We start from the raw sequence: 26,976 nt of genomic DNA on the forward strand, positions 1-26,976 counted from the left end.
CGCTCGCATGATGGACGCCGGAAAAGCCGGTCCGCAGACGCGTTTCACGCGCGCGGCGGCAGGTGCGTCCGTGTCGCGGGCCCCGCGCTCCCGGCAATGCCTTTCGCGACGCGGAGAGCGGCCGTGAGCCCGGCCGCCTGCGCCGCGAGGGTCGATCCGGCATCGGCTGTCGACGGTGTCCAGGTGTTGTCTCCCGATGGTCGTCTCGTGCTGCCGCCGGCGCGTGCCGGCCGCCCCCTCGAAGGCGAGGTGGTGCCGTTGCTGGGGCGTGGCGGGCGCGTCGACCCGTCGGCCCGCGTGGCCGACGACGACCTGTCGCGCTTCATCGAGTTCGCGCTCGCTCCGGGGGATGCGGGCTGGCTCGAGATGATCGCCGATCTGCGCGAGCGCGGCGTCCCCGTCGAGACCCTCTATCTTGATCTTTTGGCGCCGGCTGCCCGGCGGCTCGGCGAGATGTGGGAGCAGGACCTGGTGATGTTCAGCGACGTCACCGTCGCGCTGGGCCGCCTGCACCGCATCATGCGCGGGCTGAGTCCCTCGCTCGGCCACGATCTGCATCTGCCCGCCGAGGGCCGCCGCGCGCTGCTGCTGCCGGCCCCGGGGGAACAACACACTTTCGGCCTGTCGATGGTCGCCGAGTTCTTCCGCCAGTCCGGCTGGGAGGTGGTCTGCGAACTCGACAGCCGCAGTGTCGACCCCGTGCGCCGGGTGCGCCGGGAGTGGTTCGATGTCGTCGGCGTGTCCGTCGGCGTTGAGGCGCGGCTGGATTGGCTGCGCGACGGCATCACGACGATGCGCCGTGCGTCCCGCAACCGCGGGTTGGCGGTCATCGTCGGCGGCCCGGTCTTTGCGCTGCACCCTGAGCGTGCTGTCGAACTCGGCGCCGATGGCACCGCGCATGACGCGCGCGAGGCCCCGGCACTGGCAGCGCGCCTGGTGGCCGCGAAAGCGGTGCGGCCATGAGCGGGCGACGCCACGAACCTGATTTCGGGAAGCTGCTGCATGAACCAAGTGCTGCTGTTTCGATCAACGCAGTTTTTATGAGCTGAAAGGCGGGTCTCCGAATGAGACCGTTTGGAGCACCGGAGAAGACGTTCGGCGGCGTGACCGCCGCGACGGCCGGGTCGCTGCTGTCGGTTGCGAACGACATTACGCTGGTCATCGATGCCCAGGGTGTCGTGTGCGACCTCGCCTGTGGTGGCGAGGACTTCGCCCGCGAGGCCGGCGCCGAGTGGATCGGCAAGCGCTGGATCGACATCGTCACGCCCGAGAGCCGTGACAAGGTCGAGGCGCTGCTGCGCGAGGCCGCGCCCGACGCGGTCGGCGCGATCCGCTGGCGCCATCTGAATTTCGTCCTCCCCGGTGACCGCGAGATCCCGCTGCTGTTCGTCGCCGTGCGGCTGAACGGCGTCGACGGCGACCGGCCGGGTTCGATCCTCGCGTTCGGCCGCGACCTGCGTGCCGTGGCGGCGCTGCAGCAGCGTCTGGTCGAGGCCCAGCAGGCGATGGAGCGCGACTACTGGAAGTTCCGCCACGCCGAGACGCGCTATCGCCATCTCTTCCAGGTGGCGTCGGAAGCGGTGCTGGTCGTCGACGCGACGACGCAGAAGATACTCGAGGCCAACCCGGCCGCGGCCCGGTTGCTGGCCGACGGCGGCGCCGCAAGCCTCGTCGGGCTGACCTTCCCGACCGGTGTCGATCCCCGCACGGCCGAGCAGCTGAACCTGTTGCTGGCCGGCGTGCGCGCCACCGGTCGCGCCGACGAAGGCCGGGCGGAGCTGGTCGACGGCCGCGGCGAGGTCAGTGTCGCGGTGTCGACCTATCGCCAGGATCTGGTCTCGCACTTCCTGGTGCGCCTGTCGCGTGTGCAGTCGCAGGTGGTCGCCGAGATGGCGCCGTCGACCGGGTCGATGCTGCTCAAGCTCGTGCAGAGCGCGCCCGACTGCCTGGTCGTCACCGACCTCGAAGGCCGCGTGATCTCGGCCAACCCGGCGTTCGTCGAGCTGGCCCAGCTGACGACCGAGGAGCAGGTGCGCGGCGAGACGCTGGACCGCTGGCTGGGCCGCACCGGCGTCGACCTGAGCGTGATGATCTCCAACCTGCGCCAGCGCGGCCAGGTGAGGCTGTTCGCGACGACGCTGCGCGGCGAATACGGTGCCGTCACCGACGTCGAGATCTCGGCGACGATGGTCGGGCAGGGTGACCGGCCCTTCCTCGGCTTCACGATCCGCGACGTCGGCCGCCGTCTGGCGGGCCACGACGCGCGCACGACGCGCGAGCTGCCCCGTTCGGTCGGTCAGCTGACCGAGCTCGTCGGCCGCCTGCCGCTGAAGGACATCGTCGGCGAGACGACTGACCTGATCGAGCAGCTGTGCATCGAGGCCGCGCTCGAGCTCACGCGCGACAACCGCGCGTCGGCGGCCGAGATGCTCGGCCTGTCGCGTCAGAGTCTGTACGTGAAGCTGCGCCGCTACGGCCTGGGTGACCTGGGCAGCAGCACCACGGCCGAAGCCGAGAAGTAGAACGGCCGGCAGCCGCCGGCCGTCGTCCTGCGCTTCAGCGGCGGAATGTCGCCGGGTCGGGCAGCACCGACTCCAGCGCCTTGGCTGACATGATGACGCCCGGCACGCCGGCGCCCGGGTGGGTGCTGGCGCCGACCATGAACAGGTTCTTCACGTCCTCGCTGCGGTTGTGCGGGCGGAAGTAGGCGCTCTGCAGCAGCAGCGGCTCCAGGCCGAAGCCGGCGCCCTTGTACGACAGCAGCCGGTGCTGGAAGTCCAGCGGCGTGGTGCAGAACGAGACGCGCAGGTGCTGCCCCAGCCCCGGCAGCACGGTGCGCTCCAGCGCCTCCTGGATCGCCTGGCGATAGGGCTCGGCCTGCGTCGTCCAGTCGGTGCCGCTGTCCAGGTGCGGCACCGGCGACAGCGCGTAGAAGGTGTCGCAGCCCTCGGGGCCCATCGACGGATCGGTGGCCGTCGGGCGGTGCAGGTAGATGCTGAAGTCGCCGGCCAGCTTCTTCTTGCGGAAGATGTCGTCCAGCAGCTCGCGGTAGCGCGGGCCCAGCACCATCATGTGGTGCGGCACGTCGTCGTAGCGGCGGTCGGTGCCGAAGTACCAGACGAACAGGCCCATCGAGTAGTGGCCGCGTTCGATGCGGTTGTCGGTCCAGTGCTTGCGCCAGCGTGCGTCGACGAGGTTCTTGTACAGGTAGCCGGTGTCGCCGTTGCAGACCACGATGTCCGCCGGGATGCGCTCGCCGTCGGCCAGCGTGACGCCGGTGGCGACGCCGTTGTCGATCTCGATGCGCTTGACCTCGGCCTTCAGCCGCACCGTGCCGCCCATGCCCTCGAAGACATTGACCAGGCCGCGGATCAGCTCGCCGGTGCCGCCCATCGCCCAGTGCACGCCCCACTGGCGCTCGAGCGCGTTGACCAGCGCGTACATGCTGGTCACCGAGAACGGGTTGCCGCCGATGAGCAGCGACTGCAGGCTCATCGCGACGCGCAGCTTGGGGTGCTTCAGGTGGCTGGACACCATCTGGTGCAGGCTGCGCCAGCCACGCAGCTTGATGATCAGCGGCGCGGCCTTGATCAGGTCGCCGACGGTGTCGAAGGCCTTGTCGCCCAGCGAGCGGAAGCCCAGCTCGTAACACTGGTCGGCCTCGCGCATGAAGCGTTCGAAGCCCTCGGCGTCCGACGGGCTGATGCGCCGCACCTCGGCCCGCATGCGCGCCGGGTCGCCGCTGTAGTCGAAGTGGTCGCCGTCGTCGAAGCGGATGCGGTAGAACGGGTCGAGCGACTTCAGCTCGATGTCGTCGCTGAACTTGCGCCCGGCCAGCGCCCACAGCTCGTCGAAGAGATAGGGCACGGTGACGATGGTGGGCCCGGCGTCGAAGACGTGGCCTTCGCGGCGGTGCACGTAGGCCCGGCCGCCGGGGGCGTCGAGCTTCTCGAGAACGGTGACGCGGTAGCCTTTGGCGGCCAGACGCACCGCGGCGGCCATGCCGCCGAACCCGCTGCCCACGACCAGCGCCACCGGCGCCTGGGGATCCTGCTTTCCGGCCGCGCCCGTGGCTGCGGCATCCGACTTCATCAGCATTCGCAGAGCTTGTCCTAAGGCAGGGATTGTGTCAACGATAATTGACGCTCTGTTTTGTCAAGCGCAAGATTCAGCCCCATGGCAAGGCCCGCGTTGTCCGCTGTAGCGGAGTTGCTCAAACCGATCACCTGGTTCCCTCCGATGTGGGCCTTCTCGTGCGGCGTCGTCGCATCGGGACAGTCGATCACGGCGAACTGGTTTCTCGTCTTCCTCGGCGTGCTGCTCGCCGGGCCGCTGGTCTGCGCGACCAGCCAGGCCGTCAACGACTGGTTCGACCGTCACGTCGACGCGATCAACGAACCCAACCGTCCGATCCCCTCGGGCCGCATCCCCGGCCGCTGGGGGTTGTACATCGCGATCGGCTGGACGGCGCTGTCGCTGCTCGTCGCCACGCAACTCGGGCCCTGGGGCTTCGGTGCCGCGGTGCTGGGGCTGATCCTGGCCTGGGCCTACAGCGCGCCGCCGGTGCGCCTCAAGCAGAACGGCTGGTGGGGCAACGCCGCCTGCGGCATCTCCTACGAAGGCCTGGCCTGGGTGACGGGCGCGGCGGTGATGGCCGGCGGCGCGATGCCGGCTTCGCACTCGCTGGCGCTGGCGCTGCTCTACAGCATCGGCGCGCACGGGATCATGACGCTCAACGACTTCAAGGCCATCGAGGGCGACAAGAAGATGGGCGTCGGCTCGCTGCCGGTGCGCCTGGGCGTCGACGGCGCGGCGCGCACGGCCTGCATCGTGATGGCGGTGCCGCAGGTCGTCGTCATCGGCATGCTGGTGCAGTGGGGGGCCGTCTGGCACGCCGCGGCGATCGGCGCGCTGCTGGTCGCGCAGTTCGTGCTGATGGCCTGGTTCCTGAAGGACCCGGTCAAGCGCGCGCTGTTCTACAGCGGCTTCGGCGTGCCGCTGTTCGTCAGCGGCATGATGGTCAGCGCCTTCGCGCTGCGCGCGACCGGGGGCCTGGTGTGAGCGCCGCGCACTTCGGCTGGTTCACCGTCTTCCGCCTGGGTCTGGTGCAGGCCTGCATCGGCGCGATGGTGGTGCTGACGACCTCGACGCTGAACCGCATCATGGTCGTCGAGCTGGCGCTGCCGGCGCTGCTGCCGGGGCTGCTGGTGGCGGTGCACTACATGGTGCAGATGATGCGTCCGCGCATGGGCTTCGGCTCCGACGTCGGCGGCCGGCGCACGCCGTGGATCGTCGGCGGCCTGGCGGTGCTGGCCGCCGGCGGCATCGGCGCCGCGGCCTCGGTGGCGCTGATCCCGGTGGCGCGCGTGCCCGGCATCGCTGCGGCCTTCGTGTCCTTCGTCGTCATCGGCCTGGGCGTCGGCGCGGCCGGCACCTCGCTGCTGGTGCTGCTGGCGCAGCGTGTGCCCGAGCATCGCCGCGCGCCGGCCGCGACCATCGTCTGGATGATGATGATCCTCGGCCTGGCGGTGACCGCCGGCGTGGCCGGCAAGCTGCTCGACCCGTACTCGCCGGCGCGGCTGATGGTCGTCGTCACCGGGGTGGCCGTCGCCGCGTTCGTCGTCGCCACGCTCGCGCTGTGGCGCGTCGAGGGCGAGGGCCGGCCGGCGCCGGCCGAGGCCGAGGCCAAGCCCGACTTCCGCCAGGCGCTGGCCGAGGTCTGGGCCGAGACCGATGCCCGCCGCTTCACGATCTTCATCTTCGTGTCGATGCTGGCGTTCAGCGCGCAGGACCTGATCCTCGAGCCCTTTGCCGGCACCGTCTTCGGCTTCACGCCGGGCGAGTCGACCTCGCTGTCGGGCATGCAGCACGGCGGCGTGCTCGCCGGGATGATCCTGGTGGCGCTGGCCGGCCAGCGCCTGGGCACGCTGCGCACCTGGTCGATCGGCGGCTGCCTCGCCTCGGCGCTGTGCCTGCTGTCGCTGGCCGGTGCCGGCATCGTCGGCCCGGGCTGGCCGTTCAAGGCCACGGTGTTCCTGCTCGGCGTGGCCAACGGCGCGTTCTCGATCGCCGCGGTCGGCTCGATGATGCGCCTGGCCGGCGAGGGCAAGGAACGCCGCGAGGGCGTGCGCATGGGGCTGTGGGGTGCGGCGCAGGCCGTCGCCTTCGGCCTGGGCGGCGTGATCGGCACCGGCGCGAGCGACCTCGCGCACTGGCTGCTGGGCGAGCCCTCGGTCGCCTATTCCAGCGTCTTCGCTGCCGAAGCGCTGCTGTTTGTCGTGTCCGCCTTCCTGGCGGCCAAGATCGATGCCCGGCCTCGCGCCACCGCGACGCCGCGCCTTTATGCTGAACCCGCGGTGGCAAAGGTGGAGTGAGATGCAACTGGAGACCTTCGATGTCGTCGTCGTCGGCGGCGGTCCGGCTGGCGCCACGGCGGCCACGGAGATCGCGCGGCAGGGCCGCAGCGTGCTGCTGCTGGACCGTGCCGGCCGCATCAAGCCCTGCGGCGGGGCGATTCCGCCGCGCGCGATCCGCGACTTCGGCATTCCCGACGAGCTGATCGTCGCCAAGGCCTTGTGCGCCCGGATGATCTCGCCGAGCGACGTCAAGGTGGACATCCACATCGAGAACGGCTACGTCGGCCTCGTCGACCGCGAGCACTTCGACGAGTGGCTGCGCGAGCGTGCGCGCCAGTGCGGCGCCGAGCGCCGCACCGGCACCTTCGAGCGCATCGACCGCGACACCGACGGCTGCGCCATCGTGCGCTACCGCCCGCACGACAAGGGCGAGCGCGGCGAAGGCCAGGAGGCCGCGGTGCGCGCCCGCGCGATCATCGGTGCCGACGGCGCCCGCTCGGAGGTCGCGCGCCAGCAGATCGCCTGCGCCAACGAGATCGAGTACGTCTTCGCCTACCACGAGATCATCGAGGCGCCCGAGCCCGGCCACCCCGACTACGACCCCAACCGCTGCGACGTCTACTACCGCGGCACGATCTCGCCGGACTTCTACGGCTGGGTGTTCCCGCACGGCAAGACGATGAGCGTGGGCACCGGCAGCGCCGACAAGGGCTTCTCGCTGCGCAACGCGACCGCCAAGCTGCGCGAGGACGCCGGCCTGGCCAACTGCAGGACGATCCGCCGCGAAGGCGCGCCGATCCCGCTGAAGCCGCTGCGCTGCTGGGACAACGGCCGCGACGTCGTGCTCGCCGGCGACGCCTCGGGCGTCGTCGCGCCGGCCTCGGGCGAGGGCATCTACTACGCGCTGGCCGGCGGCCGCTTCGCCGCCGAGGCGGTGCTGGAGATGCTGCGCACCGGCGACGCCAAGGCGCTGGCCGGCGCGCGCCGCAACTTCATGCGCGAGCACGGCCGCGTGTTCTGGATCCTCGGCGTCATGCAGCGCTTCTGGTACTCCAGCGACAAGCGCCGCGAGCGTTTCGTCAGCATCTGCAAGGACAAGGACGTGCAGCAGCTGACCTTCGACTCGTACATGAACAAGCGGCTGACGCGGCGCAAGCCGATGGCCCACGTGCGCATCTTCTTCAAGGACATCGCGCACCTGCTGGGCCTGGCCCGGGTCTGACGACGGCGGCGTGGCGCTCGTCGACATCGTCATCGCCGTCACGCTGCTCGAGGGCCTGGCGCTCTGGGTCTGGCACGCGCGCACTGGGCGCGGCCTGGCGCCGCGCGAGTTCGTCGCCAACCTCTGCGCCGGCCTGGCGCTGATGCTGGCGGTCAGGGCGGCCCTGTCAGGTGCCTCCTGGACCTGGGTGGCCACCGGCCTGGCCGCCGCCGGCGTCGCGCACCTGCTGGACCTGCGCCGGCGCTGGCGCCGCTGAGGCTCAGGCGTCTTCCTCGGGCGCCTGGAAGTCGGGCACGAGGACCTCGCAGACGATGCCGCGCGGCGTGTTCTCGCGCCAGCGCACCTCGCCGGCCAGCAGCTTCACGCGCTTGCGCACGCCGCCCATGCCCAGGCCGTGGGCCCAGGACTGCGGGTCGCGGCCGTCGCCGTCGTCGCTGACGGCCAGCGTCAGCCGCGCGCCGGCAAGCATCACCTGGACGTCCACGCGCGTGGCGTGGCCGTGGTACAGCGCGTTCGTCACCAGCTCGCGGATCACGCGCGTGATCGCCGACCACTGCACGACGGTCAGGCGGACGTCGCGGTCGTACTCCACCGACCAGCCGAGCTGCACCTGGGCTGCCGTCAGGCGCTGGGTCAGGTCGGCCTTCCACTCGGCCGCGGCGTGCGACAGCCGGTGCTCGGCTGCGGCCAGGCCGCGCGTCAGGGTCTTCAGGTCCAGCAGCGTGTGGCGGATGTAGTCCTCCATCTCCGGTGTCGGCGACTGGTACATCAGCGTCAGCAGGCGGGCCCCGATGTCGTCGTGCAGGTCCTGGGCGATGCGCAGCCGTTCCTCGTTGCGTCCGCGTTCGACGGCCTGGTCATAGGCCACCGCACGGCGCAGCTGTTCGACGACACGCTCGGCCAGTCGCGCGTCGTCGCGCGAGAACAGGCGCTGGCCGCGGCGCGCGAAACGCAGCACCAGCGACAGCGGCCGGCTGCCGCCGCGGGCGCCGCGCACCGGCACGATCAGCGCGGCGCCGCCGCCGACGACCGAGGCACGCGGCGAGTCGCGTTCCAGGCGCAGCACCTCCAGCGGCTCGAACAGGTCGCGCAGCAGCTCGGCGACCAGCGTCGAGTAGCGTGCCGGCTGCTTCTGCAGCTCGCGTGCGACGCGGTAGAGCTGCTCGAAGCTGCGTTCGGTGGTCAGCACCTCGGCGCCGATCGTCTGGTTCAGGATCCATTGGCGCGAGACGGTGTAGGCCCCCAGCGCCAGCAGAACCGCCAGCGTCAGCGACGTCAGCTGGCCGAGCGAGAAGATGGCGACGAACAGCAGGTCCAGCGAGATCGCGATCGTGCCGATGCCCGCCAGCATCGCGAGCTCGCGCAGCGCCAGCCGCGAGCGCGACAGAAAGGGCACCAGCAGCAGCAGCGAGCTCAGGAACAGCGTCCAGATCAGCGAGCCGGCCGCGGCGATCGTGCCGGGCGGCCCCGGCGTGCCGGCGGCAGCGGCCATGCCCAGCGTCACGAGGGCGAAGGCGCCGACGGCGATGAAGCCCAGCCGCCGCAGCACCGCCGAGAACGGATTGGGCTCCAGGCGGTACGACCAGCTGATCGTCGCCAATGCCGCCGCGCCTTGCGCCAGCATCGTGCCCTGGGTCCACCACCAGACCTGCTGCAGCCCGCCCGCGTGCGCCAGCGCCGGCAGCAGCAGCACCGGCAGCCAGCCGGCCGCCGCGATGACCAGCCGGTGCGGCAGCGGGCGCGGGTGCAGCGTGAAGGCGTGCAGCACCGCGGCGCCGGTCGCCAGGTCCAGCGCCATGCGCGCGATGGGCTCCAGGGTGGCGAATCCGGCCGGCAGTCCCAGCCCCCGCATCGAGCCGACGGCGATGATCAGCAGCGTCGCTGCCTGGCACAGCACGACCGTCAGGTACAGCAGGTTGCGCCCCTGGGGCCGGGCGAGCACGACGAAGGCGCCGACCAGCGCGACGGCCAGCGCCAGCCCGGCGAGCGGCCAGAACAGCAGCCCGAGGCCGCCGTAGCCGCGCGGCCGCGCGGGCACCGGCACCTCGATGCCGTTGCGGAACTCGACGAAGACCTCGCGGCCCTCGAGCACCGCGGCCAGCGCCTCCTGCCGGGCGATCAGCTGGGCGCGCATGGTGTCGTCGACCTGCCAGCGCGGCGAGCGCTCGGTCAGCATCTCGTCGACCTGCAGTTCCCGGCCGTCGGCGTTGCGCAGCACGATCGGTGCGCGTCCGACCATCGGCTCGAGCGCCGGGATCGAGGTCGACAGCACCGTCGGCGGGCCGCTGACGGTGGGCAGCAGCACGATGTCCAGCGACGGGATCGCCGCCAGCCAGCGCGCCAGCGCGAGGATGCCCAGGACGCCCGCCACGGCCAGCAGCACCAGCAGCTGGCGCCGCCAGCCCGGGCGCTGGACGGGCAGCTCGCCGCCGAGCGCCGGCTCCAGCGGGGTGTTGTCGAAACTCGAATCGCCGGGGACGGCGGGACGTTCCGTCATGGCGATGGGGCAGCGGCGGTGCGGCGCCGCCGCGGGCTCAGACCAGGCCCTGCTTGCTCGCCAGCACCGCGGCCTCGGCGCGGCTGGAGACGTTCAGCTTCTTGTAGATGGACTTGATGTGGTCGTTGACGGTGAACCACTTGATGCCCATCAGGCTGGCGATCTCCTTGATCGTGAAGCCCTTGCTGAGGTAGGTGAGCACTTCGCTCTCGCGCGGCGTCAGGCGCTCGTGCTCGGGCAGCGCCTTCTCCATCGGCACCGGCCGGCTGGTCGTGAAGCCGGTCGTGCTGACGAAGCCGCTGTCCGGCGGCAGGTCGGGGCCGGCGCCCTGGCGGAAGTGGGTCAGCAGGCGGCGTGCGATCGCCGGCGACAGCGGCGGCTGGCCACGCACGATCTTCTGCAGCTCCTCGACCAGGACCTCGAAGCGGTCCACCTTCAGCAGGTAGCCGTCGGCGCCGTGCTGCAAGGCGGGGAAGAGATGCTCGTCGTCGGAGTACAGCGTCGTGACGATCTTCGTCGCCGGGTAGTGCGCCAGCTCGGCCAGCAGCTCCATGCCGTTGCCGTCGGGCAGTTCCAGGTCGATCAGGATGAGCTTGAACGGATCGACGCCGTGCAGCCCGGTGGCGCCGCCGGCCAGCGTGATCTGGCGGCGCGCCGACTCGAGATCGCCGGCCTCGGTGATGTGGTTCGCATCGCTGAAGCTCTCGCGAACGACCCGGCAAAGGAAGCTGCGCGCCACCGGGTTGTCTTCCAGGATCAGCACCTTGACGGCCATAGCCGACCTCCCCCTTATTCGCTCGGCCGTCATCCTAGCGCGTTCGCTTCGCGCCCGGACAGGTGCACCCCCTGCCTCAGTTGCCGCAGTCGACCAGCAGCTTGCCCAGGGCGCGCCGTGAGGCCATGCGTTCGTAAGCCTGGGGCAAGTCTTCGAGGGCGAAGCGGGCGCCGACGACTGGCTTGACGCGGCCCTCGGCGTACCAGCGCGCGAGCTGGCCGATCGCCGCGGCGCTGGCCTGCGGTTCGCGGCGCACGAACTCGCCCCAGAAGACGCCGACGATGGACGCGCCCTTGAGCAGCGCGAGGTTCCACGGCAGCGCCGGGATCGTGCCGGCGGCGAAGCCGACGACGAGGTAGCGCCCGCGCCAGGCGATCGAACGCAGCGCCGGCTCGGCCAGGTCGCCGCCGACCGGGTCGTAGACGAGGTCCGGCCCGCGGCCGCCGGTCAGCGCCTTCAGCGCGTCGCGCAGCTTGTCCACCGAGTAGTCGATGGTCGCGTCGGCGCCCAGCTCGCGGCACAGCGCGCATTTCTCGGCGCTGGACGCGGCGGCGATGACCCGCGCCCCGGCCGCCTTGGCGATCTGCAGCGCCGCGCTGCCGACGCCCCCGGCGGCCCCCAGCACCAGCACCGTCTCGCCGGCGACGAGGCCGCCGCGGTCGATCAGCGCGTGGTGCGAGGTCCCGTAGGTGAAGGCGAAGGCCGCCGCGTCCTCCAGCACGAAGCCCGGCGGCAGCGCGATCGCCCGGCCGGCGTCGACGCAGGCGTGGGTGGCGAAGCCGCCATGCGTGCCGATCACGGCCACCGGCTGGCCGACGGCCAGCGTCGTCACGCCCTCGCCGAGCGCCTCGACGACGCCGGCGAACTCGGCGCCGGGCACGAAGGGCAGGGCAGGCCGCGCCTGGTACTTGCCCTCGACGATCAGCAGGTCGGGGAAGTTCAGGCTCGCGGCGCGGATCGCCACGCGCACCTCGCCGGGTGCCGGCTCGGGTGTCGGCAGTTCGCGCCATTGCAGGCCGGCCACGCCGTCCAGCGATTCACAGAGCCAGGCCTTCATCGTCGTCTCCTGTCGAGTGCCGCGGGCATCTTAGGCAGCGCGGCACCGGCAGGCCGTCGCGAAGGCGACGTCCGGGCGACTCCCTACAATGCTCCGATGCGCATCCTGATCGCCAACGACGACGGTTATCTGGCCCCCGGCATCGCCGCGCTGGTCAAGGCCTGCGAGGGCCTGGGCACGATCGACGTCATCGCCCCGGAGCAGAACGCCAGCGGCACCTCCAACGCGCTGACGCTGAACCGGCCGCTGTCGGTGTTCGAGGCGCGAGGCGAGCCGGTGCAGGGCTTTCGCGTCGTCAACGGCACGCCGTCGGACTCGGTGCACGTCGCGCTGACCGGGCTGCTGCCGCACAAGCCCGACCTGGTGCTCTCGGGCATCAACCAGGGTGCCAACATGGGCGACGACACGCTGTACTCGGGCACCGTCGCTGCGGCGATGGAAGGCTACCTGTTCGGCATCCCGGCGATCGCCTTCTCGCAGGTGGAGAAGGGCTGGACCCACCTCGACGCCGCCGCCGCGACGGCACGGGCCATCGTCGAGCAGGTGCTCGCCGGCGGCCCGCCCAGCGGGCCCTGGCTGCTGAACGTCAACATCCCCAACCGCGCCGACGCGGCGTCGCTGCCGCGCCTGGTCACGCGGCTGGGCCGCCGCCACGCCAGCGAGCCGGTGATCCACCAGACCAACCCGCGTGGCGAGCCGATCTACTGGATCGGCCCGGCCGGCGACGCGCGCGACGCCGGCGAAGGCACCGATTTCCACGCCGTCGCCCACGGCGCGGTGTCGATCACGCCGCTGCAGGTCGACCTCACCGACCACGCGATGCGTGGCGCCTGGGCGTCCCGGCTGGGTGTGCCGCTGGCATGAGCCCGCAGGACATGTCCGGGGCTCATTCCCGCTCGGCGGGACCGGCCGCCAGGCCGAAGGGTGCCCCAGCGAGCCCGCAGGACTTGTCCGGGGCTCGTTCCCGCCTGGCGGGACCGGCCGAAGGCCGAGGGGTGCCCCGGTGACCACCAAGCCGCCGCGCTTTCCGCTCGGGCTGCACCACGTGCAGCCGCGTTCACCGGCGCGGCCGGCCACCGACGTGCTGCGCCCGCAGCGCCTGCTGCACGACGCGGCGCGCGACGCCGCACGCCGCGTCGCACCCAGCGGGCTGGGGCTGGACTCGCCCGCGGTGCGCGAGCGCATGGTGGCCCGCCTGCACGCCGACGGCCTGCGCTGCGAGCCGGTGCTGCGCGCCTTTGCCGCGGTGCCGCGCCACCACTTCGTCGACAGCGCGCTGGCGATCCAGGCCTACGAGGACACCAGCCTGCCGATCGGCCTCGGCCAGACGATCTCCAAGCCTTCGGTGGTCGGCCGCATGCTCGCGCTGCTGTTCGGCGGCGAACGTGCCGCGGCCGCCGGCCAGCTCGGCCGCGTGCTGGAGATCGGCACCGGCTGCGGCTACCAGACGGCGCTGCTGGCGCATCTGTCGCGCCGCGTCGTCTCGATGGAGCGTCTGAAGCCGCTGCACGACAAGGCCCGCGAGAACCTGGCCGCACTGCGCCTGCCCGGCGACCTGCGCCTGCTCTACGGCGACGGCCGCCTCGGGCATGCGCCGCTGGCCCCTTACGACAGCATCGTGGCCGCCGCCGGCGGCGAGGACATCCCGGCCGCCTGGCTCGACCAGCTGGCCGAAGGCGGGCGCCTCGTCGCCCCGATGCACGATCCGGCCCTGGGCGGACAGGTGCTCGTCGTCGTCGACCGCCGCCCCGAAGGGCTGAGGCGCCAGATTCACGATGCCGTCCATTTCGTCCCTCTAAAATCCGGCACGGCATGACCTACGACGCACCCCAAGAGTTGAATCGTCGCGTGACCCGGGGCCGCCCCGCGTCCGCCCTGCTGCCGATGGCCGTCCTCGCCGCCCTGGTGGCCGGCTGCGCCAGCCCGACGCATCGCGCCCCGGTCGAGGACCGCGGCGGCCGCGGCACCGCGCCTGTCGCCGCCGCCGACGCCGCAGTGAAGCCGCCGCCCGGCCAGGAGAACCTCGGCAAGCCCGGCTACTACGCCGTCAAGCCCGGCGACACGCTGATCCGCATCGGCCTGGAGAACGGCCAGAACTGGCGCGACATCGCCCGCTGGAACAACCTCGAGAACCCCGACCGCATCGAGGTCGGGCAGGTGGTGCGCGTGGTGCCGCCGGCGGCCGAGACCTCGGCCGTCGTCGTGCGCCCGGTGCTGCCGCCGGGCCGCACCGAGGCCCGGCCGGTGGGCGCGCCGGCCTCCGGTGCGTCGACCGCCGCGTCGTCGGCGACGCCGTCGACGAGCGCGCCCTCCGCGGTCGCCACCCCGGCACCGTCGTCGCCGCCTCTGGCCGCGCGTGACGGTGACGACGACCTGAACTGGACCTGGCCGGCTTCGGGCCACGTGGCCGCCGGCTTCGACGAGCTGCGCAGCAAGGGCCTAGCGATCACCGGCAAGGCCGGCGATCCGGTCTTCGCCGCCGCCGACGGCCGTGTCGTCTATGCCGGCTCCGGCCTGCGCGGCTACGGCAACCTCATCATCGTCAAGCACAACGCCACCTTCCTGTCCGCGTACGCGCACAACCAGACGCTGCTGGTGAAGGAAGACCAGGTCGTGCGCCGCGGCCAGAAGATCGCCGAGATGGGCTCCAGCGACGCCGACCGGGTGCAGCTGCACTTCGAGATCCGGCGCCAGGGCAAGCCGGTCGATCCGGCGAAGCTGCTGCCCTCGCGGTAGTGCACGCGGAGCCGGGCGGATGGTCACGCGGCGCGATGCGCACGACGGCCCCGCCGAAGGCTCCGACACGTTCGAACCGGGCGCCGCCCCCGAGGCGCCCGAACTCGCGGCGTCCCCGCCGCCCGCCGACGGCGAGGCCGAGCACGGCAACACGCTGCAGAGCTATCTGCGCGACATCCGCCGCGCGCCGCTGATGAGCGCCGAGGAGGAGCACGCGACCGCGGTGCGTGCACGCGCCGGCGACTTCGCGGCGCGCCAGACGATGATCGAGCGCAACCTGCGCCTCGTCGTCAGCATCGCCAAGCACTACGTCGGCCGCGGCATGCCGATGATCGACCTGATCGAGGAAGGCAACCTCGGCCTGATGCACGCCACCGGCAAGTTCGAGCCCGAGCGCGGTTTCCGCTTCTCGACCTACGCCTCGTGGTGGATCCGGCAGAGCATCGAGCGGGCGATCATGCACCAGGCCCGGCTGATCCGGCTGCCGGTGCACGTCGTGCGCGAGCTCAACCAGGTGCTCAAGGCGCGCCGGGCGCTGGAGTCTTCGCGCCATGGCGAGGCCGAGCGGCCGGTCTCGGTCGACGAGGTCGCCGCGGCGCTGGGTCGCCCGGTCGACGAGGTCGCCGAGCTGCTGAAACTCGCCGAGCAGCCGACCTCGCTGGACATGCCGCTGGAGCGCGAAGGCGGCGAGTCGATGCTCGACACGGTGGCCGACGACGATGCCGTCGACCCGCTCGGTCTGACGCTCAGCCGCGAGGCCGTGCACCTGCTGGACCACGGTCTGGCCGAGCTCAACGAGCGCGAGCGCGAGGTGCTTGCCGGCCGCTTCGGCCTGCACGATCGCGAGCCCGAGACGCTGGAGGAACTGGCCGTGCGACTGGGCCTCACGCGCGAGCGCATCCGCCAGATCCAGCAGGAAGCCCTGCTCAAGCTCAAGCGCCGCATGATGCGCCGTGGCGTCGATCGCGACGCGCTGTTCTGAGTCGGGGCGCCGGCCCGGGATAATCGGGGCATGAGTTCAGGTACGGATTGGCTGCAGGTCGAGTCGCTCGACCTCGAGGCCCAGGGCGTCGCGCATCGCGCCGACGGCAAGGTGGTGTTCATCGAAGGCGCGCTGCCGGGCGAGACCGTGCAGGTGCAGGTCGCGCGGCGCAAGAACCAGTGGGAGCAGGGCGTGCTCTCCGCGCTGGCACGCGAGAGTTCGCAGCGCGTGCGCCCGGGCTGCCCGCACTTCGGCTTGCATGCCGGCGCTTGCGGCGGCTGCAAGATGCAGCACCTGCATCCGTCGGCCCAGGTCGCCGTCAAGCAGCGGGTGCTGGAGGACAACCTCTGGCATCTCGGCAAGGTCAAGCCCGAGCGGCTGCTGCGCCCGGTTCACGGGCCGGCCTGGGGGTATCGCTGGCGCGCGCGGCTGTCGGTGCGCTACGTGCCGAAGAAGGGCACGGTGCTGGTGGGCTTTCACGAGCGCAAGTCGCGCTACGTCGCCGACATGCTCGAGTGCCCGGTGCTGCCGGCCCAGGTCAGCGCGATGCTGCCGGCGCTGCGCGAGCTGGTCGGCGCGATGGAGCAGCGAGACCGCCTGCCGCAGATCGAGCTGGCCGCCGGCGACGAGGTCGTCGCGCTGGTGCTGCGCCACCTCGAGCCCTTGTCGGCCGGCGATGCGGCCAGGCTGCGCGCCTTCGGTGCTGAGCACGGTGTGCAGTGGTGGCTGCAGCCCAAGGGGCCGGAGACCGTTCACCGTCTCGACGACGGTGGGCCGCAGCTCTCTTACTCGCTGCCGGAGTACGGCGTGACGATGCCGTTCAAGCCGACCGACTTCACGCAGGTGAACCCGCAGATCAACCGCGTGCTCGTCGACCGCGCGGTGCGGCTGCTCGACCCGAAGCCGCACGAACGTGTCGTCGACTGGTTCTGCGGCCTGGGCAACTTCACGCTGCCGCTGGCGCGGCGTGCGGCCGCGGTGCACGGCATAGAAGGCAGCGAGACGCTGGTGCAGCGGGCGCGCGACAACGCCGCCGCCAACGGCCTCGCGGCCAACACCAGCTTTGCCGCGCGCAACCTGTTCGAGATGAGCGCCGACGAGCTGATGACCAGCGGCGCCGCCGACGCCTGGCTCGTCGACCCGCCGCGCGAAGGCGCGTTCGCGCTCGCCAAGTCGCTGGCCGAGCTGCGCGGCCGCGAAGGCTGGACGCCGCCGCGGCGCATCGTCTACGTCAGCTGCAACCCGGCGACGCTGGCGCGCGACGCCGGGCTGATCGTGCACCTGGCGGGCTTCCGCTGCGTCGCCGCGGGCGTCGTCAACATGTTCCCGCACACCGCCCACGTCGAGAGCGTCGCGGTGTTCGAGCGCACCGAGGCGGCGCTCGGCCCGCGCCCCGAGGGCGAGGCGCAGCCGGAGCTCGCCGGGGTGGAAGTCGCGCCCGAGGCTGGCTGACGCGTCCGCGACGCACAAGAAAAACGGGGCCCTCGGGCCCCGTTCTCGTTGCTCGTGCGAGCGTCAGTCGCGTTCGCCGCCGAAGATGCCCAGCAGCATCAGCAGGCTCTGGAACACGTTGTAGATGTCCAGGTAGATCGCCAGCGTGGCGCTGATGTAGTTCGTCTCGCCGCCGTCGATGACACGCTTGACGTCGACCAGCATGAAGGCCGAGAAGATGCCGATCGCGGCGACCGACAGCGTCAGCATCAGCGCGCTGGACTGCACGAAGATGTTGATGACGCCAGCGACCAGCAGCAGGATCGCGCCGACGAACAGGAACTTCGACAGGTTCGACAGGTCGCGCTTGACCACCGTGGCCAGCGAGGCCATCGCGAAGAACACCGCCGCGGTGCCGCCGAAGGCGGTCATGATCAGCGACGCGCCGTTCGAGAAGCCGAGGATGGCCGCCAGCATGCGCGACAGCATCAGGCCCATGAAGAACGTGAAGCCGAGCAGCACGCCGACGCCGGCCGCCGAGTTCTTGGTCTTCTCGATCGCGAACATGAACGCGAACGCGCCGCCGAGGAAGACCAGCGCGCTCATGCCCATGCCGAGGCTGGCCGTGATGCCGGTGGTGACGCCGATCCAGGCACCGAGCACGGTCGGCACGAGAGACAGCGCGAGCAGCGCATAGGTGTTGCGCAGGACGCGGTTGCGCTGCGCGGTCAGAACGCCGCCGCCTGCGAAACCGCCGTAGGTGGGCGAAGTGCGATCCATCAGACCTCCGAAGGGGGTTGTGACAAAGACGACTCTTTGAGTCGGAAAGCAATTGTAGGTTCCGTCATTCGTCGAATGGCCCCGCGGCGCCCTGGGCTGTTCTCCTGGCGGGGCAGGCGGCGGGAAGTGCCGCCTCCGCGGCTGCGGCCACGGGGCTGTATCACGATCGTTGACCGGTGGGTGCCACGAATCGGCTATACTCAGCAGGTTTACCCGCCATCACCGCAGCCCTAGCGAAACTCCGTCGTCGGTTTCCCCCTCGGACCACCCTTCACCGGGTGGCGCTGGGCGCGCGAATCCCGGAGCTTTTCACTTGCTGCCCGTCCTGCCCCCCGCACTCCTCGCACTCGCAGACGGCACGACCTTCCTCGGTACCTCGATCGGCGCGCCCGGTCGGACCGTCGGCGAGGTGGTGTTCAACACCGCGCTCACCGGCTACCAGGAAATCCTCACCGACCCGAGCTATTGCCGGCAGATCGTCACGCTGACGTATCCGCACATCGGCAACGTCGGCGTCAACGAGGAAGACGTCGAGGCCGCCAAGGTTCACGCCGCCGGCCTGGTCATCAAGGACCTGCCGCTGCGCGTCTCCAACTTCCGCGCCACGCTGTCGCTGGCGCAGTACCTCGAGCGCGAGGGCACGGTGGCCATCGCCGGCATCGACACCCGCCGCCTGACGCGCGTGCTGCGCACGACCGGCGCGCAGAACGGCTGCATCGTCAGCTTCGTGCCCGGCACCGTCGTCGGTGAAGCCGAGATCGCCGCCGCCGTCGCCGCCGCCCAGGCCGCGCCGTCGATGGCCGGGCTGGACCTGGCTCAGGTCGTGTCGGCCGACGCGCCCTACGAGTGGACCGAGACCTCCTGGCAGCTCGGCCGTGGCCACGGCACGCTGACCGACGCGAAGTTCCACGTCGTCGCCTACGACTTCGGCGTCAAGCGCAACATCCTGCGCCTGCTGGCCGACCGCGGCTGCCGCGTCACCGTCGTGCCGGCGAAGACGCCGGCCGCCGAGGTGTTCAAGCTGAAGCCCGACGGCGTCTTCCTCAGCAACGGCCCCGGGGACCCGGAGCCTTGCGACTACGCCATCGCCGCGGCGCGCGAGATCATCGACGCCGGCGTGCCGACCTTCGGCATCTGCCTGGGCCACCAGATCATGGCCCTGGCCTCGGGTGCGAAGACCTTCAAGATGAAGTTCGGCCACCACGGCGGCAACCATCCGGTGAAGGACCTGGACAGTGGCCGCGTCAGCATCACCAGCCAGAACCACGGCTTCGCGGTCGACGAGAAGACGCTGGGTGCCAACCTGCGCCCCACGCACGTCAGCCTGTTCGACGGCACGCTGCAGGGCCTGGCCCGCACCGACCGCCCGGCCTTCTGCTTCCAGGGACACCCCGAGGCCAGCCCCGGCCCGCACGACATCGGCTACCTGTTCGACCGCTTCGTGGCGCTGATGCAAGAGAGAGCCTGACCCATGCCCAAGCGCAACGACATCCACAAGATCCTCATCATCGGCGCCGGCCCGATCATCATCGGCCAGGCCTGCGAGTTCGACTATTCCGGCGCCCAGGCCTGCAAGGCGCTGCGCGAGGAGGGCTACAAGGTCATCCTCGTCAACAGCAACCCGGCGACGATCATGACCGACCCGGAGATGGCCGATGTCACCTACATCGAGCCCATCACCTGGCAGGTCGTCGAGAAGATCATCGCCAAGGAGCGCCCCGACGCGATCCTGCCGACGATGGGCGGCCAGACGGCGCTGAACTGCGCGCTGGATCTGCACCGCCATGGCGTGCTCGCCAAGTACGGCGTCGAGATGATCGGCGCCAACGAGCACGCGATCGAGAAGGCCGAAGACCGCATGAAGTTCAAGGACGCGATGACGGCCATCGGGCTGGAATCGGCCAAGAGCGGCATCGCGCACAGCATGGAGGAAGCGCTCGCGGTGCAGCGGCGCATCCAGTCCGAGATCGGCGGCACGGGCTTCCCGATGGTCATCCGCCCGAGCTTCACGATGGGCGGCACCGGTGGCGGCATCGCCTACAACCCGGAGGAGTTCGAGGAGATCTGCAAGCGCGGCCTCGACCTTTCGCCGACCAAGGAACTGCTCATCGAGGAGTCGCTGATCGGCTGGAAGGAGTACGAGATGGAAGTCGTCCGCGACCGTGCGGACAACTGCATCATCGTCTGCTCCATCGAGAACCTCGACCCGATGGGCATCCACACCGGTGACTCGATCACCGTGGCGCCCGCGCAGACGCTGACCGACAAGGAATACCAGCTGATGCGCAACGCGTCGATCGCGATCCTGCGCGAGATCGGCGTCGACACCGGCGGCTCCAACGTCCAGTTCTCGGTCAATCCGAACAATGGCCGCCTGATCGTCATCGAGATGAACCCGCGCGTGTCGCGTTCGTCGGCGCTGGCGTCTAAGGCCACCGGCTTCCCGATCGCCAAGGTCGCGGCCAAGCTGGCTGTCGGCTACACGCTCGACGAGCTGAAGAACGACATCACCGGCGGCGCGACGCCGGCCAGCTTCGAGCCCTCGATCGACTACGTCGTCACCAAGATCCCGCGCTTCGCGTTCGAGAAGTTCCCCGCCGCCGACCCGCACCTGACGACGCAGATGAAGTCCGTCGGCGAGGTGATGGCGATGGGCCGCACCTTCCAGGAGAGCTTCCAGAAGGCGCTGCGCGGCCTGGAGACCGGCATCGACGGCCTGACCGAGCGCAGCACCGACCGCGACGAGATCGTCGACGAGATCGGCAACGTCGGCCCCGAGCGCATCCTGTTCCTGGCCGACGCCTTCCGCATCGGCATGACGCTGGACGAGGTCTTCGAGGAGACCGCGGTCGACCCGTGGTTCCTGGCCCAGATCCAGGACCTGGTGACCACCGAGCAGCAGGTCGCCGCGCGTGCCGACCTGGCCGCGCTGTCGGCCGCCGAGCTGCGCTGGCTGAAGGCCAAGGGCTTCTCCGACAAGCGTCTGGCCAAGCTGCTGGGCACGAACCAGCACGCGGTGCGCGCGCGCCGCCACGAACTGGGCGTGCGCCCGGTCTACAAGCGCGTGGACACCTGCGCCGCCGAGTTCGCGACGCAGACCGCCTACATGTACTCCACGTACGACGAGGAGTGCGAGGCCGAGCCCACCGACAAGAAGAAGATCATGGTGCTCGGCGGCGGCCCCAACCGCATCGGCCAGGGCATCGAGTTCGACTACTGCTGCGTGCACGCGGCGCTGGCGATGCGCGAGGACGGGTACGAGACCATCATGGTCAACTGCAACCCGGAGACCGTGTCGACCGACTACGACACCAGCGACCGCCTGTACTTCGAGCCCGTGACGCTGGAAGACGTGCTGGAGATCGTCGACAAGGAAAAGCCGGTCGGCGTCATCGTCCAGTACGGCGGCCAGACGCCGCTGAAGCTGGCGCTGGACCTCGAGCGCGCCGGCGTGCCGATCATCGGCACGACGCCCGACTCGATCGACATCGCCGAGGACCGCGAGCGCTTCCAGAAGCTGCTGCACGAGCTCGGCCTGAAGCAGCCGCCCAACCGCACCGCGCGCACCGAGGAGCAGGCGCTGGCGCTGGCCCACGAGATCGGCTATCCGCTGGTCGTGCGCCCGAGCTACGTGCTCGGCGGCCGCGCGATGGAGATCGTGCACGGCGACAAGGACCTCGAGCGCTACATGCGCGAGGCGGTCAAGGTCAGCGACAAGAGCCCGGTGCTGCTCGACCGCTTCCTCGACGACGCCGTCGAGGTCGACGTCGACTGCATCGCTGACGCGACGGGCAAGGTGCTGATCGGCGGCATCATGGAACACGTCGAGGCCGCCGGCATCCACAGCGGCGATTCGGCCTGCTCGCTGCCGCCGTACTCGCTGTCGCCGGCGCTGCAGGACGAGATGCGCCGCCAGGCCGCGGCGATGGCCAAGGCGCTGGGCGTCGTCGGCCTGATGAACACCCAGTTCGCCGTCCAGGGCGAGGGCGACGACGCCGTCGTCTACGTGCTCGAGGTGAACCCGCGCGCCTCGCGCACCGTGCCCTTCGTCAGCAAGGCCACCGGCCGCCCGCTGGCCAAGATCGCCGCGCGCTGCATGGCCGGGCGGTCGCTGGACGAGCAGGGCATCGGCGAGGAGATCGTGCCGCCGTTCTTCAGCGTCAAGGAAGCGGTCTTCCCGTTCAACAAGTTCCCCGGCGTCGACCCGATCCTCGGCCCGGAGATGCGCTCCACCGGCGAGGTGATGGGCGTCGGCAGGACCTTCGGCGAGGCGATGCTGAAGAGCCAGCTCGGCGCCGGTTCGCGCCTGCCCGAGAAGGGCACGGTCGTCATCACGGTGAAGAACAGCGACAAGCAGCGCGCCGTGAAGGTCGCCGCCGATCTGGTCGACCTCGGCTACGAGGTGCTCGCCACCAAGGGCACGGCGCAGGCGATCGCCGACGCCGGCGTGCCGGTGAAGCTCGTCAACAAGGTCAAGGACGGCCGCCCGCACATTGCCGACAAGGTCAAGGCCGGCGAGGTGCAACTCGTCTTCACGACGGTGGACGAAACGCGCACGGCGATTGCCGATTCGCGTTATATCCGTACGGCGGCTCTGGCCAATCGTGTCACCTATTACACGACGATGGCCGGCAGCGAGGCGGCCACCGAGGCGCTGAAGCACCAGGATGACCTCGAAGTGCTTTCGCTGCAGGAATTGCACGCGGAACTGAATTAGACTCCGGCCCTTCGCTGATCCGCCGCAGGCGCCCGACCGGGCCCCTGCGGCGGATTCACTTTGTCCGAACACAAGACGCTCACCATGGCCACCATCCCCCCTGACCCGGCGCGGCGCCGAAAAGCTGAAGGAAGAACTGCAACGCCTGAAGACCGTCGAGCGCCATGCGGTCATCCAGGCCATCGCCGAGGCTCGTGCCCAGGGCGACCTGTCCGAGAACGCCGAGTACGACGCGGCCAAGGACAAGCAGGGCTTCATCGAAGGCCGGATCAAGGAGCTCGAGGGCAAGCTCGCCGCGGCCCAGGTCATCGACCCGTCGGCGCTGGACGCCGGCGGCAAGGTCGTCTTCGGCGCCACGGTCGACCTCGCCGACGAGGACACCGGGGCCGAGGTCACCTACCAGATCGTCGGTGACGACGAGGCCGACCTGAAGGAAGGCCGGATCTCGATCAGCAGCCCGATCGCGCGCGCGCTGATCGGCAAGATGGCCGGCGACGTCGCCGAGGTGCAGGCGCCGGGCGGCGTCAGGCACTGGGAGATCGTCGAGGTGAAGTACCTCTGACGATGGCGCTGCAGCGCTGGAGTCGCCTGCTGCCGGGCCTGTGGGCCGGCTGGCTGCTGTGCGTCGCGCTGCTGGCAACGCCGGCGGGGTTCGCGCTGCTGCCGCAGGCCGACGCCGGCCGGCTGGCCGCGCGCATGCTGGCGCAGGAAGCCTATACCAGCCTCGCGCTGGGCGTCGTGATGGTGCTGCTGGAGCGTGCCTGCGTGCGGCGTGATGGCGGCGCGCAGTTCTCGTGGGGCTTCGGCCTGGCGCTGGGTGCGATCTTCTGCACCGTCGCCGGCTACTTCGTCATCCAGCCGATGATGCCGGCGGCGCGCCTGGGGCAGGGGCCGTTGTCGTTCGGCGCCCTGCATGCGATCAGCAGCGCGTTCTACGCGCTCAAGTGCATCCTCGTGATGGTGCTGGCCTGGCGCGCGACGCTCAGTCCGAGACCTTCTTCTTGACGCTGGTGGCGCGCGGCTTCACGCGCTTGATCTGGCCGCCGGCGGTGACCCGCTGGTTGCCATAGACCTTGACCTTCGTGACCGTCGCGCGGTGGTTGCCGCTCTTGGAGAACTTGACCAGCTTGACGACACGCGGCCCCGGCTTGCGGTCCTCGCGCTCGGTCTTCTCCTTGGCCGGGATCGGGCGCCACAGCACCAGCAGCTTGCCGATCTGCTGCACCGGCGCGGCGTTCAGCTCGCCGGCCAGCTGGGCCATCATCGCCGCACGGGCGTTGCGGTCGTCGGAGAAGATGCGGACCTTGATCAGTCCGTGGGCGTTCAGCGCCGCGTCGGTCTCCTTGACCACCGCGGGGGTCAGGCCGTCGGCTCCGATCAGGACGACCGGGTCGAGGTGGTGGGCGTCGGCGCGGTGTTGCTTGCGCTCGGCAGGCGTGAGTTCAATGGCGGGCATCGCCGTATTATCGACCGACGAATGAAATCATCGAAGAGCAAACGCGTCAATCGAGCCTGGCTGCACGATCACCTGACCGATCCGTACGTGAAGGCAGCCCAGCGCGACGGCTATCGTTCGCGTGCCGCCTACAAGCTCAAGGAGATCGACGAGGCCCTCGGGCTGATCAAGCCCGGCCAGGTGGCCGTCGACCTGGGTGCCACGCCCGGCGCCTGGAGCCAGTACCTGCGCCGCCGCTTCGCACCCGAAGGCGCCGCGGCGGGCGCGCTCGACGGCACGATCATCGCGCTGGACATCCTCGACTTCGAGCCGATCGAAGGCGTCACCTTCCTGCAGGGCGACTTCCGCGAGGACGAGGTCGCCGCCCGCCTGGCCGCCGAGCTCGCCGGCCGTCCGGTCGACATCGTGGTCTCGGACATGGCGCCCAACCTGTCGGGCATTCCGGTGTCGGACGCGGCGCGCATCGCGCACCTGGTGGAACTGGCGGTCGAGTTCGCGCTCCAGCACCTCAAGCCCGAAGGGGCGCTGGTCTGCAAGGCCTTCCACGGCAGCGGCTACAGCCAGCTCGTCAAGCTCTTCAAGGACAGCTTTCGCGTCGTCAAGCCGATCAAGCCCAAGGCCTCGCGCGACAAGTCGGCCGAGACCTTTCTGGTCGGCATCGGCCCCAAGAACGGCAAGGGCGTCGCCGACAGCGGAAAATGACGCTGTCCGGTGGTGTTTCACCCGGTTTTTCTCGTCCAGGCCCATACCCTTGTGTCGAATAGAATGATCCCCACCTACCGTGGAATTCGGTTGGCCCGCGTGGTGGCCTTCCGCGCCGTTGAACTGGAGAAGGAGCCGCGGTGAACAATCAGTGGTTTTCCAAGGTCGCCGTCTGGCTGGTGATCGCCCTCGTGCTCTTCACCGTCTTCAAGCAGTTCGACCGGGGGGCGGCGGCGGGCAACCAGATCGGCTACTCCGACTTCCTCGAGGAAGTGCGCAGCAAGCGCATCAAGTCGGTCACGCTGCAGGAGAACCCCGGCGGCGGCACCGAGATCATCGCGACGACGACGGACGACAAGCGCCTGCGCAGCACGGCGACCTACCTTGATCGCGGCCTCGTCGGCGACCTGATCAACAACGGCATCAAGTTCGACGTCAAGCCGCGCGAGGAGCCCTCGGTGCTGATGAGCATCCTCGTCAGCTGGGGCCCGATGCTGCTGCTGATCGGCGTCTGGGTGTACTTCATGCGCCAGATGCAGGGCGGCGGCAAGGGCGGCGCCTTCAGCTTCGGCAAGAGCAAGGCGCGCATGCTCGACGAGGCCAACAACTCGACCACCTTCGCCGACGTCGCCGGCTGCGACGAGGCCAAGGAAGAGGTCAAGGAACTCGTCGACTTCCTGAAGGACCCGCAGAAGTTCCAGAAGCTGGGCGGGCGCATCCCGCGCGGCGTGCTGCTGGTCGGCCCTCCGGGAACCGGCAAGACGCTGCTGGCCAAGGCCATCGCCGGCGAGGCCAAGGTGCCGTTCTTCAGCATCTCCGGCTCCGACTTCGTCGAGATGTTCGTCGGCGTCGGCGCGGCGCGTGTGCGCGACATGTTCGAGCAGGCGAAGAAGAGCGCGCCCTGCATCATCTTCATCGACGAAATCGACGCCGTCGGCCGCCACCGCGGTGCCGGCCTGGGCGGCGGCAACGACGAGCGCGAGCAGACGCTGAACCAGATGCTCGTCGAGATGGACGGCTTCGAGACCAACCTCGGCGTCATCGTGATGGCGGCCACCAACCGGCCCGACATCCTTGACCCGGCGCTGCTGCGCCCGGGCCGTTTCGACCGCCAGGTCTACGTGACGCTGCCCGACGTGCGCGGCCGCGAGCAGATCCTCAACGTGCACATGCGCAAGGTGCCGGTCGGCCAGGACATCCGTGCCGACATCCTGGCACGCGGCACGCCGGGCTTCTCCGGTGCCGACCTGGCCAACCTGGTCAACGAGGCGGCCCTCTTCGCTGCGCGCCGCAACGGCCGCGTCGTCGAGATGGTCGACTTCGAGAAGGCCAAGGACAAGATCATGATGGGCCCCGAGCGCAAGTCCATGGTCATGCCCGAGGAGGAGCGCAAGAACACCGCCTACCACGAGGCCGGCCACGCGCTCGTCGCGCGCCTGCTGCCCAAGACCGACCCGGTGCACAAGGTGACGATCATCCCGCGCGGCCGTGCGCTGGGCGTGACGATGCAGCTGCCCGAAGGCGACCGCTACAGCATGGACAAGGAGCGCATGCTGTCGACGATCTCGGTGCTGTTCGGCGGCCGCATCGCCGAAGAGGTGTTCATGAACCAGATGACCACCGGCGCCAGCAACGACTTCGAGCGTGCGACGCAGATCGCGCGCGACATGGTCACGCGCTACGGCATGACCGACGAGCTGGGCCCGATGGTCTATGCCGAGAACGAAGGCGAGGTCTTCCTCGGCCGTTCGGTGACCAAGACGACGACGATGTCCGAGGAGACCATGCGCAAGGTCGACGAGGTCATCCGCCGCATCATCGACGAGCGCTACGTCGTTGCGCGCAAGCTGATCGAGGACCACCAGGACAAGATGCACTCGATGGCCCAGGCGCTGCTCGAGTGGGAGACGATCGACGCCGAGCAGATCGACGACATCATGTCCGGCAAGCCGCCGCGCCCGCCGAAGGACTGGACGCCGTCGGCCAACAAGGGCGGCGGCACCACGCCGCCGGCGCATCCGGACGGCACGCCGGCGACGGTCTGAGCTCGCACGACGCCGGGAACGCGGGGCCTTCGGGCCCCGCGTTCGTTTCCGCTGAGCGCCGGCATTCGGGGTCAGGTCTCACGAGACCTGACCCCAGCTGAAGAACGGGGTCAGGTCTCGTGAGACCTGACCCCTGAGTTCGGCCGAGACCTGACCCCTGAGTTCGGCGGCCCGTCCCGCCTCCGCGCCACCAAGGCACACTGCCTCTCTCGACGACTCA

23 protein-coding genes are annotated in these 26,976 nt (G+C 70.3%); 17 read left to right on the forward strand and 6 right to left on the reverse strand.

The genetic code is table 11. The features are described 5' to 3' along the window. The first annotated feature begins 123 nt into the window (after positions 1-123). A complete protein-coding gene (locus tag RBXJA2T_RS09465) occupies positions 124-963 on the forward strand; it encodes a cobalamin B12-binding domain-containing protein (RefSeq protein WP_138938828.1) in 840 nt (279 codons plus the stop codon). Between the two features lie 140 nt (positions 964-1,103). Next, a complete protein-coding gene (gene ppsR, locus RBXJA2T_RS09470) occupies positions 1,104-2,522 on the forward strand; it encodes a transcriptional regulator PpsR (protein WP_009857131.1) in 1,419 nt (472 codons plus the stop codon). A gap of 34 nt (positions 2,523-2,556) precedes the next feature. Here ppsR and RBXJA2T_RS09475 read toward each other — a convergent pair whose 3' ends face one another. Next, complete coding sequence (locus tag RBXJA2T_RS09475) at positions 2,557-4,098, reverse strand: phytoene desaturase (protein WP_009857132.1); 1,542 nt, start codon at positions 4,096-4,098, stop codon at positions 2,557-2,559. 78 nt (positions 4,099-4,176) lie between these two features. Between RBXJA2T_RS09475 and chlG the strand changes: the two genes are divergently transcribed. The 4 genes from chlG to RBXJA2T_RS09495 are packed head-to-tail and all read left to right on the forward strand — an operon-like array spanning position 4,177 to position 7,834. Further along, positions 4,177-5,061 (forward strand): chlorophyll synthase ChlG, encoded by an 885-nt coding sequence (gene chlG, locus RBXJA2T_RS09480; protein ID WP_081467614.1) that lies wholly within the window; start codon positions 4,177-4,179, stop codon positions 5,059-5,061. Then, positions 5,058-6,374: a BCD family MFS transporter gene (locus tag RBXJA2T_RS09485; protein ID WP_009857134.1), complete on the forward strand. Its 1,317-nt coding sequence runs from the start codon at positions 5,058-5,060 to the stop codon at positions 6,372-6,374. The genes chlG and RBXJA2T_RS09485 overlap by 4 nt, the downstream gene beginning before the upstream one ends. Before the next feature lies 1 nt (position 6,375). Beyond that, positions 6,376-7,578: a geranylgeranyl diphosphate reductase gene (locus RBXJA2T_RS09490; RefSeq protein ID WP_009857135.1), complete on the forward strand. Its 1,203-nt coding sequence runs from the start codon at positions 6,376-6,378 to the stop codon at positions 7,576-7,578. A 10-nt stretch (positions 7,579-7,588) separates the two neighbouring features. Further along, entirely contained in the window at positions 7,589-7,834 is a 246-nt protein-coding gene (locus tag RBXJA2T_RS09495; RefSeq protein WP_009857136.1) for a hypothetical protein, read from the forward strand. A 3-nt stretch (positions 7,835-7,837) separates the two neighbouring features. On the opposite strand, the gene RBXJA2T_RS09500 is transcribed toward RBXJA2T_RS09495, so the two are convergent. The 3 genes from RBXJA2T_RS09500 to RBXJA2T_RS09510 all read right to left on the reverse strand — a co-directional run bounded on the left by RBXJA2T_RS09500 (position 7,838) and on the right by RBXJA2T_RS09510 (position 11,907). Beyond that, complete coding sequence (locus RBXJA2T_RS09500; protein WP_009857137.1) at positions 7,838-10,075, reverse strand: sensor histidine kinase; 2,238 nt, start codon at positions 10,073-10,075, stop codon at positions 7,838-7,840. A gap of 37 nt (positions 10,076-10,112) precedes the next feature. Beyond that, the gene (locus tag RBXJA2T_RS09505; RefSeq protein WP_009857138.1) at positions 10,113-10,850 is read right to left on the reverse strand and encodes a LuxR C-terminal-related transcriptional regulator; all 738 of its coding nucleotides are present in this window, start codon (positions 10,848-10,850) and stop codon (positions 10,113-10,115) included. Between the two features lie 76 nt (positions 10,851-10,926). Further along, a complete protein-coding gene (locus RBXJA2T_RS09510; RefSeq protein WP_009857139.1) occupies positions 10,927-11,907 on the reverse strand; it encodes an NADPH:quinone oxidoreductase family protein in 981 nt (326 codons plus the stop codon). 96 nt (positions 11,908-12,003) lie between these two features. On the opposite strand from RBXJA2T_RS09510, the gene surE reads away from it, so the two are divergent. The 5 genes from surE to rlmD all read left to right on the forward strand — a co-directional run bounded on the left by surE (position 12,004) and on the right by rlmD (position 17,077). Next, a complete protein-coding gene (gene surE / locus RBXJA2T_RS09515) occupies positions 12,004-12,771 on the forward strand; it encodes a 5'/3'-nucleotidase SurE (protein ID WP_009857140.1) in 768 nt (255 codons plus the stop codon). Positions 12,772-12,910: 139 nt separating this feature from the next. Then, positions 12,911-13,723 (forward strand): protein-L-isoaspartate(D-aspartate) O-methyltransferase, encoded by an 813-nt coding sequence (locus tag RBXJA2T_RS09520; RefSeq protein WP_009857141.1) that lies wholly within the window; start codon positions 12,911-12,913, stop codon positions 13,721-13,723. Between the two features lie 68 nt (positions 13,724-13,791). After that, positions 13,792-14,643: a peptidoglycan DD-metalloendopeptidase family protein gene (locus RBXJA2T_RS09525; RefSeq protein WP_050801753.1), complete on the forward strand. Its 852-nt coding sequence runs from the start codon at positions 13,792-13,794 to the stop codon at positions 14,641-14,643. A 19-nt stretch (positions 14,644-14,662) separates the two neighbouring features. Continuing rightward, complete coding sequence (gene rpoS, locus RBXJA2T_RS09530; protein ID WP_009857143.1) at positions 14,663-15,625, forward strand: RNA polymerase sigma factor RpoS; 963 nt, start codon at positions 14,663-14,665, stop codon at positions 15,623-15,625. Between the two features lie 30 nt (positions 15,626-15,655). After that, positions 15,656-17,077, forward strand: a complete 1,422-nt coding sequence (gene rlmD, locus RBXJA2T_RS09535) for a 23S rRNA (uracil(1939)-C(5))-methyltransferase RlmD (protein WP_009857144.1) — start codon at positions 15,656-15,658, stop codon at positions 17,075-17,077. A gap of 63 nt (positions 17,078-17,140) precedes the next feature. On the opposite strand, the gene RBXJA2T_RS09540 is transcribed toward rlmD, so the two are convergent. Beyond that, positions 17,141-17,836, reverse strand: coding sequence for a Bax inhibitor-1/YccA family protein (locus tag RBXJA2T_RS09540; RefSeq protein ID WP_009857145.1), 696 nt, complete (start codon positions 17,834-17,836; stop codon positions 17,141-17,143). 313 nt (positions 17,837-18,149) lie between these two features. Between RBXJA2T_RS09540 and carA the strand changes: the two genes are divergently transcribed. From carA to RBXJA2T_RS09560, 4 genes are all read left to right on the forward strand, one after another. After that, complete coding sequence (gene carA / locus RBXJA2T_RS09545) at positions 18,150-19,304, forward strand: glutamine-hydrolyzing carbamoyl-phosphate synthase small subunit (RefSeq protein WP_009857146.1); 1,155 nt, start codon at positions 18,150-18,152, stop codon at positions 19,302-19,304. A gap of 3 nt (positions 19,305-19,307) precedes the next feature. Then, positions 19,308-22,553, forward strand: coding sequence for a carbamoyl-phosphate synthase large subunit (carB, locus tag RBXJA2T_RS09550; protein ID WP_009857147.1), 3,246 nt, complete (start codon positions 19,308-19,310; stop codon positions 22,551-22,553). A 100-nt stretch (positions 22,554-22,653) separates the two neighbouring features. After that, the gene (greA, locus tag RBXJA2T_RS19780) at positions 22,654-23,115 is read left to right on the forward strand and encodes a transcription elongation factor GreA (RefSeq protein ID WP_081467617.1); all 462 of its coding nucleotides are present in this window, start codon (positions 22,654-22,656) and stop codon (positions 23,113-23,115) included. A 2-nt stretch (positions 23,116-23,117) separates the two neighbouring features. Continuing rightward, the gene (locus tag RBXJA2T_RS09560) at positions 23,118-23,558 is read left to right on the forward strand and encodes a DUF4149 domain-containing protein (RefSeq protein ID WP_009857150.1); all 441 of its coding nucleotides are present in this window, start codon (positions 23,118-23,120) and stop codon (positions 23,556-23,558) included. On the opposite strand, the gene RBXJA2T_RS09565 is transcribed toward RBXJA2T_RS09560, so the two are convergent. After that, positions 23,536-24,009, reverse strand: a complete 474-nt coding sequence (locus RBXJA2T_RS09565) for a YhbY family RNA-binding protein (protein WP_009857151.1) — start codon at positions 24,007-24,009, stop codon at positions 23,536-23,538. The two genes, RBXJA2T_RS09560 and RBXJA2T_RS09565, sit on opposite strands and share 23 nt — an antisense overlap. Positions 24,010-24,030: 21 nt before the next feature. Between RBXJA2T_RS09565 and RBXJA2T_RS09570 the strand changes: the two genes are divergently transcribed. Continuing rightward, positions 24,031-24,711, forward strand: a complete 681-nt coding sequence (locus RBXJA2T_RS09570) for an RlmE family RNA methyltransferase (RefSeq protein ID WP_029718806.1) — start codon at positions 24,031-24,033, stop codon at positions 24,709-24,711. A 140-nt stretch (positions 24,712-24,851) separates the two neighbouring features. Next, complete coding sequence (ftsH, locus tag RBXJA2T_RS09575) at positions 24,852-26,756, forward strand: ATP-dependent zinc metalloprotease FtsH (protein ID WP_009857153.1); 1,905 nt, start codon at positions 24,852-24,854, stop codon at positions 26,754-26,756. The last annotated feature ends 220 nt before the right edge of the window (positions 26,757-26,976 follow it).

Source organism: Rubrivivax benzoatilyticus JA2 = ATCC BAA-35 (genome assembly GCF_000190375.1).
In the GTDB taxonomy this organism is placed as follows: domain Bacteria; phylum Pseudomonadota; class Gammaproteobacteria; order Burkholderiales; family Burkholderiaceae_C; genus Rubrivivax; species Rubrivivax benzoatilyticus.

Bases quoted from the DNA above. Each gene is read 5' to 3' on its own strand.
- RBXJA2T_RS09505 (WP_009857138.1), bottom strand. From the start codon at position 10,850: ATGGCCGTCAAGGTGCTGATCCTGGAAGACAACCCGGTGGCGCGCAGC.
- RBXJA2T_RS09490 (WP_009857135.1), top strand. From the start codon at position 6,376: ATGCAACTGGAGACCTTCGATGTCGTCGTCGTCGGCGGCGGTCCGGCT.
- surE (WP_009857140.1), top strand. From the start codon at position 12,004: ATGCGCATCCTGATCGCCAACGACGACGGTTATCTGGCCCCCGGCATC.
- chlG (WP_081467614.1), top strand. From the start codon at position 4,177: ATGGCAAGGCCCGCGTTGTCCGCTGTAGCGGAGTTGCTCAAACCGATC.
- carB (WP_009857147.1), top strand. From the start codon at position 19,308: ATGCCCAAGCGCAACGACATCCACAAGATCCTCATCATCGGCGCCGGC.
- RBXJA2T_RS09510 (WP_009857139.1), bottom strand. From the start codon at position 11,907: ATGAAGGCCTGGCTCTGTGAATCGCTGGACGGCGTGGCCGGCCTGCAA.
- rlmD (WP_009857144.1), top strand. From the start codon at position 15,656: ATGAGTTCAGGTACGGATTGGCTGCAGGTCGAGTCGCTCGACCTCGAG.
- RBXJA2T_RS09540 (WP_009857145.1), bottom strand. From the start codon at position 17,836: ATGGATCGCACTTCGCCCACCTACGGCGGTTTCGCAGGCGGCGGCGTT.
- RBXJA2T_RS09570 (WP_029718806.1), top strand. From the start codon at position 24,031: ATGAAATCATCGAAGAGCAAACGCGTCAATCGAGCCTGGCTGCACGAT.
- RBXJA2T_RS09565 (WP_009857151.1), bottom strand. From the start codon at position 24,009: ATGCCCGCCATTGAACTCACGCCTGCCGAGCGCAAGCAACACCGCGCC.
- RBXJA2T_RS09500 (WP_009857137.1), bottom strand. From the start codon at position 10,075: ATGACGGAACGTCCCGCCGTCCCCGGCGATTCGAGTTTCGACAACACC.
- RBXJA2T_RS09525 (WP_050801753.1), top strand. From the start codon at position 13,792: ATGGCCGTCCTCGCCGCCCTGGTGGCCGGCTGCGCCAGCCCGACGCAT.
- rpoS (WP_009857143.1), top strand. From the start codon at position 14,663: ATGGTCACGCGGCGCGATGCGCACGACGGCCCCGCCGAAGGCTCCGAC.
- RBXJA2T_RS09560 (WP_009857150.1), top strand. From the start codon at position 23,118: ATGGCGCTGCAGCGCTGGAGTCGCCTGCTGCCGGGCCTGTGGGCCGGC.
- RBXJA2T_RS09475 (WP_009857132.1), bottom strand. From the start codon at position 4,098: ATGCTGATGAAGTCGGATGCCGCAGCCACGGGCGCGGCCGGAAAGCAG.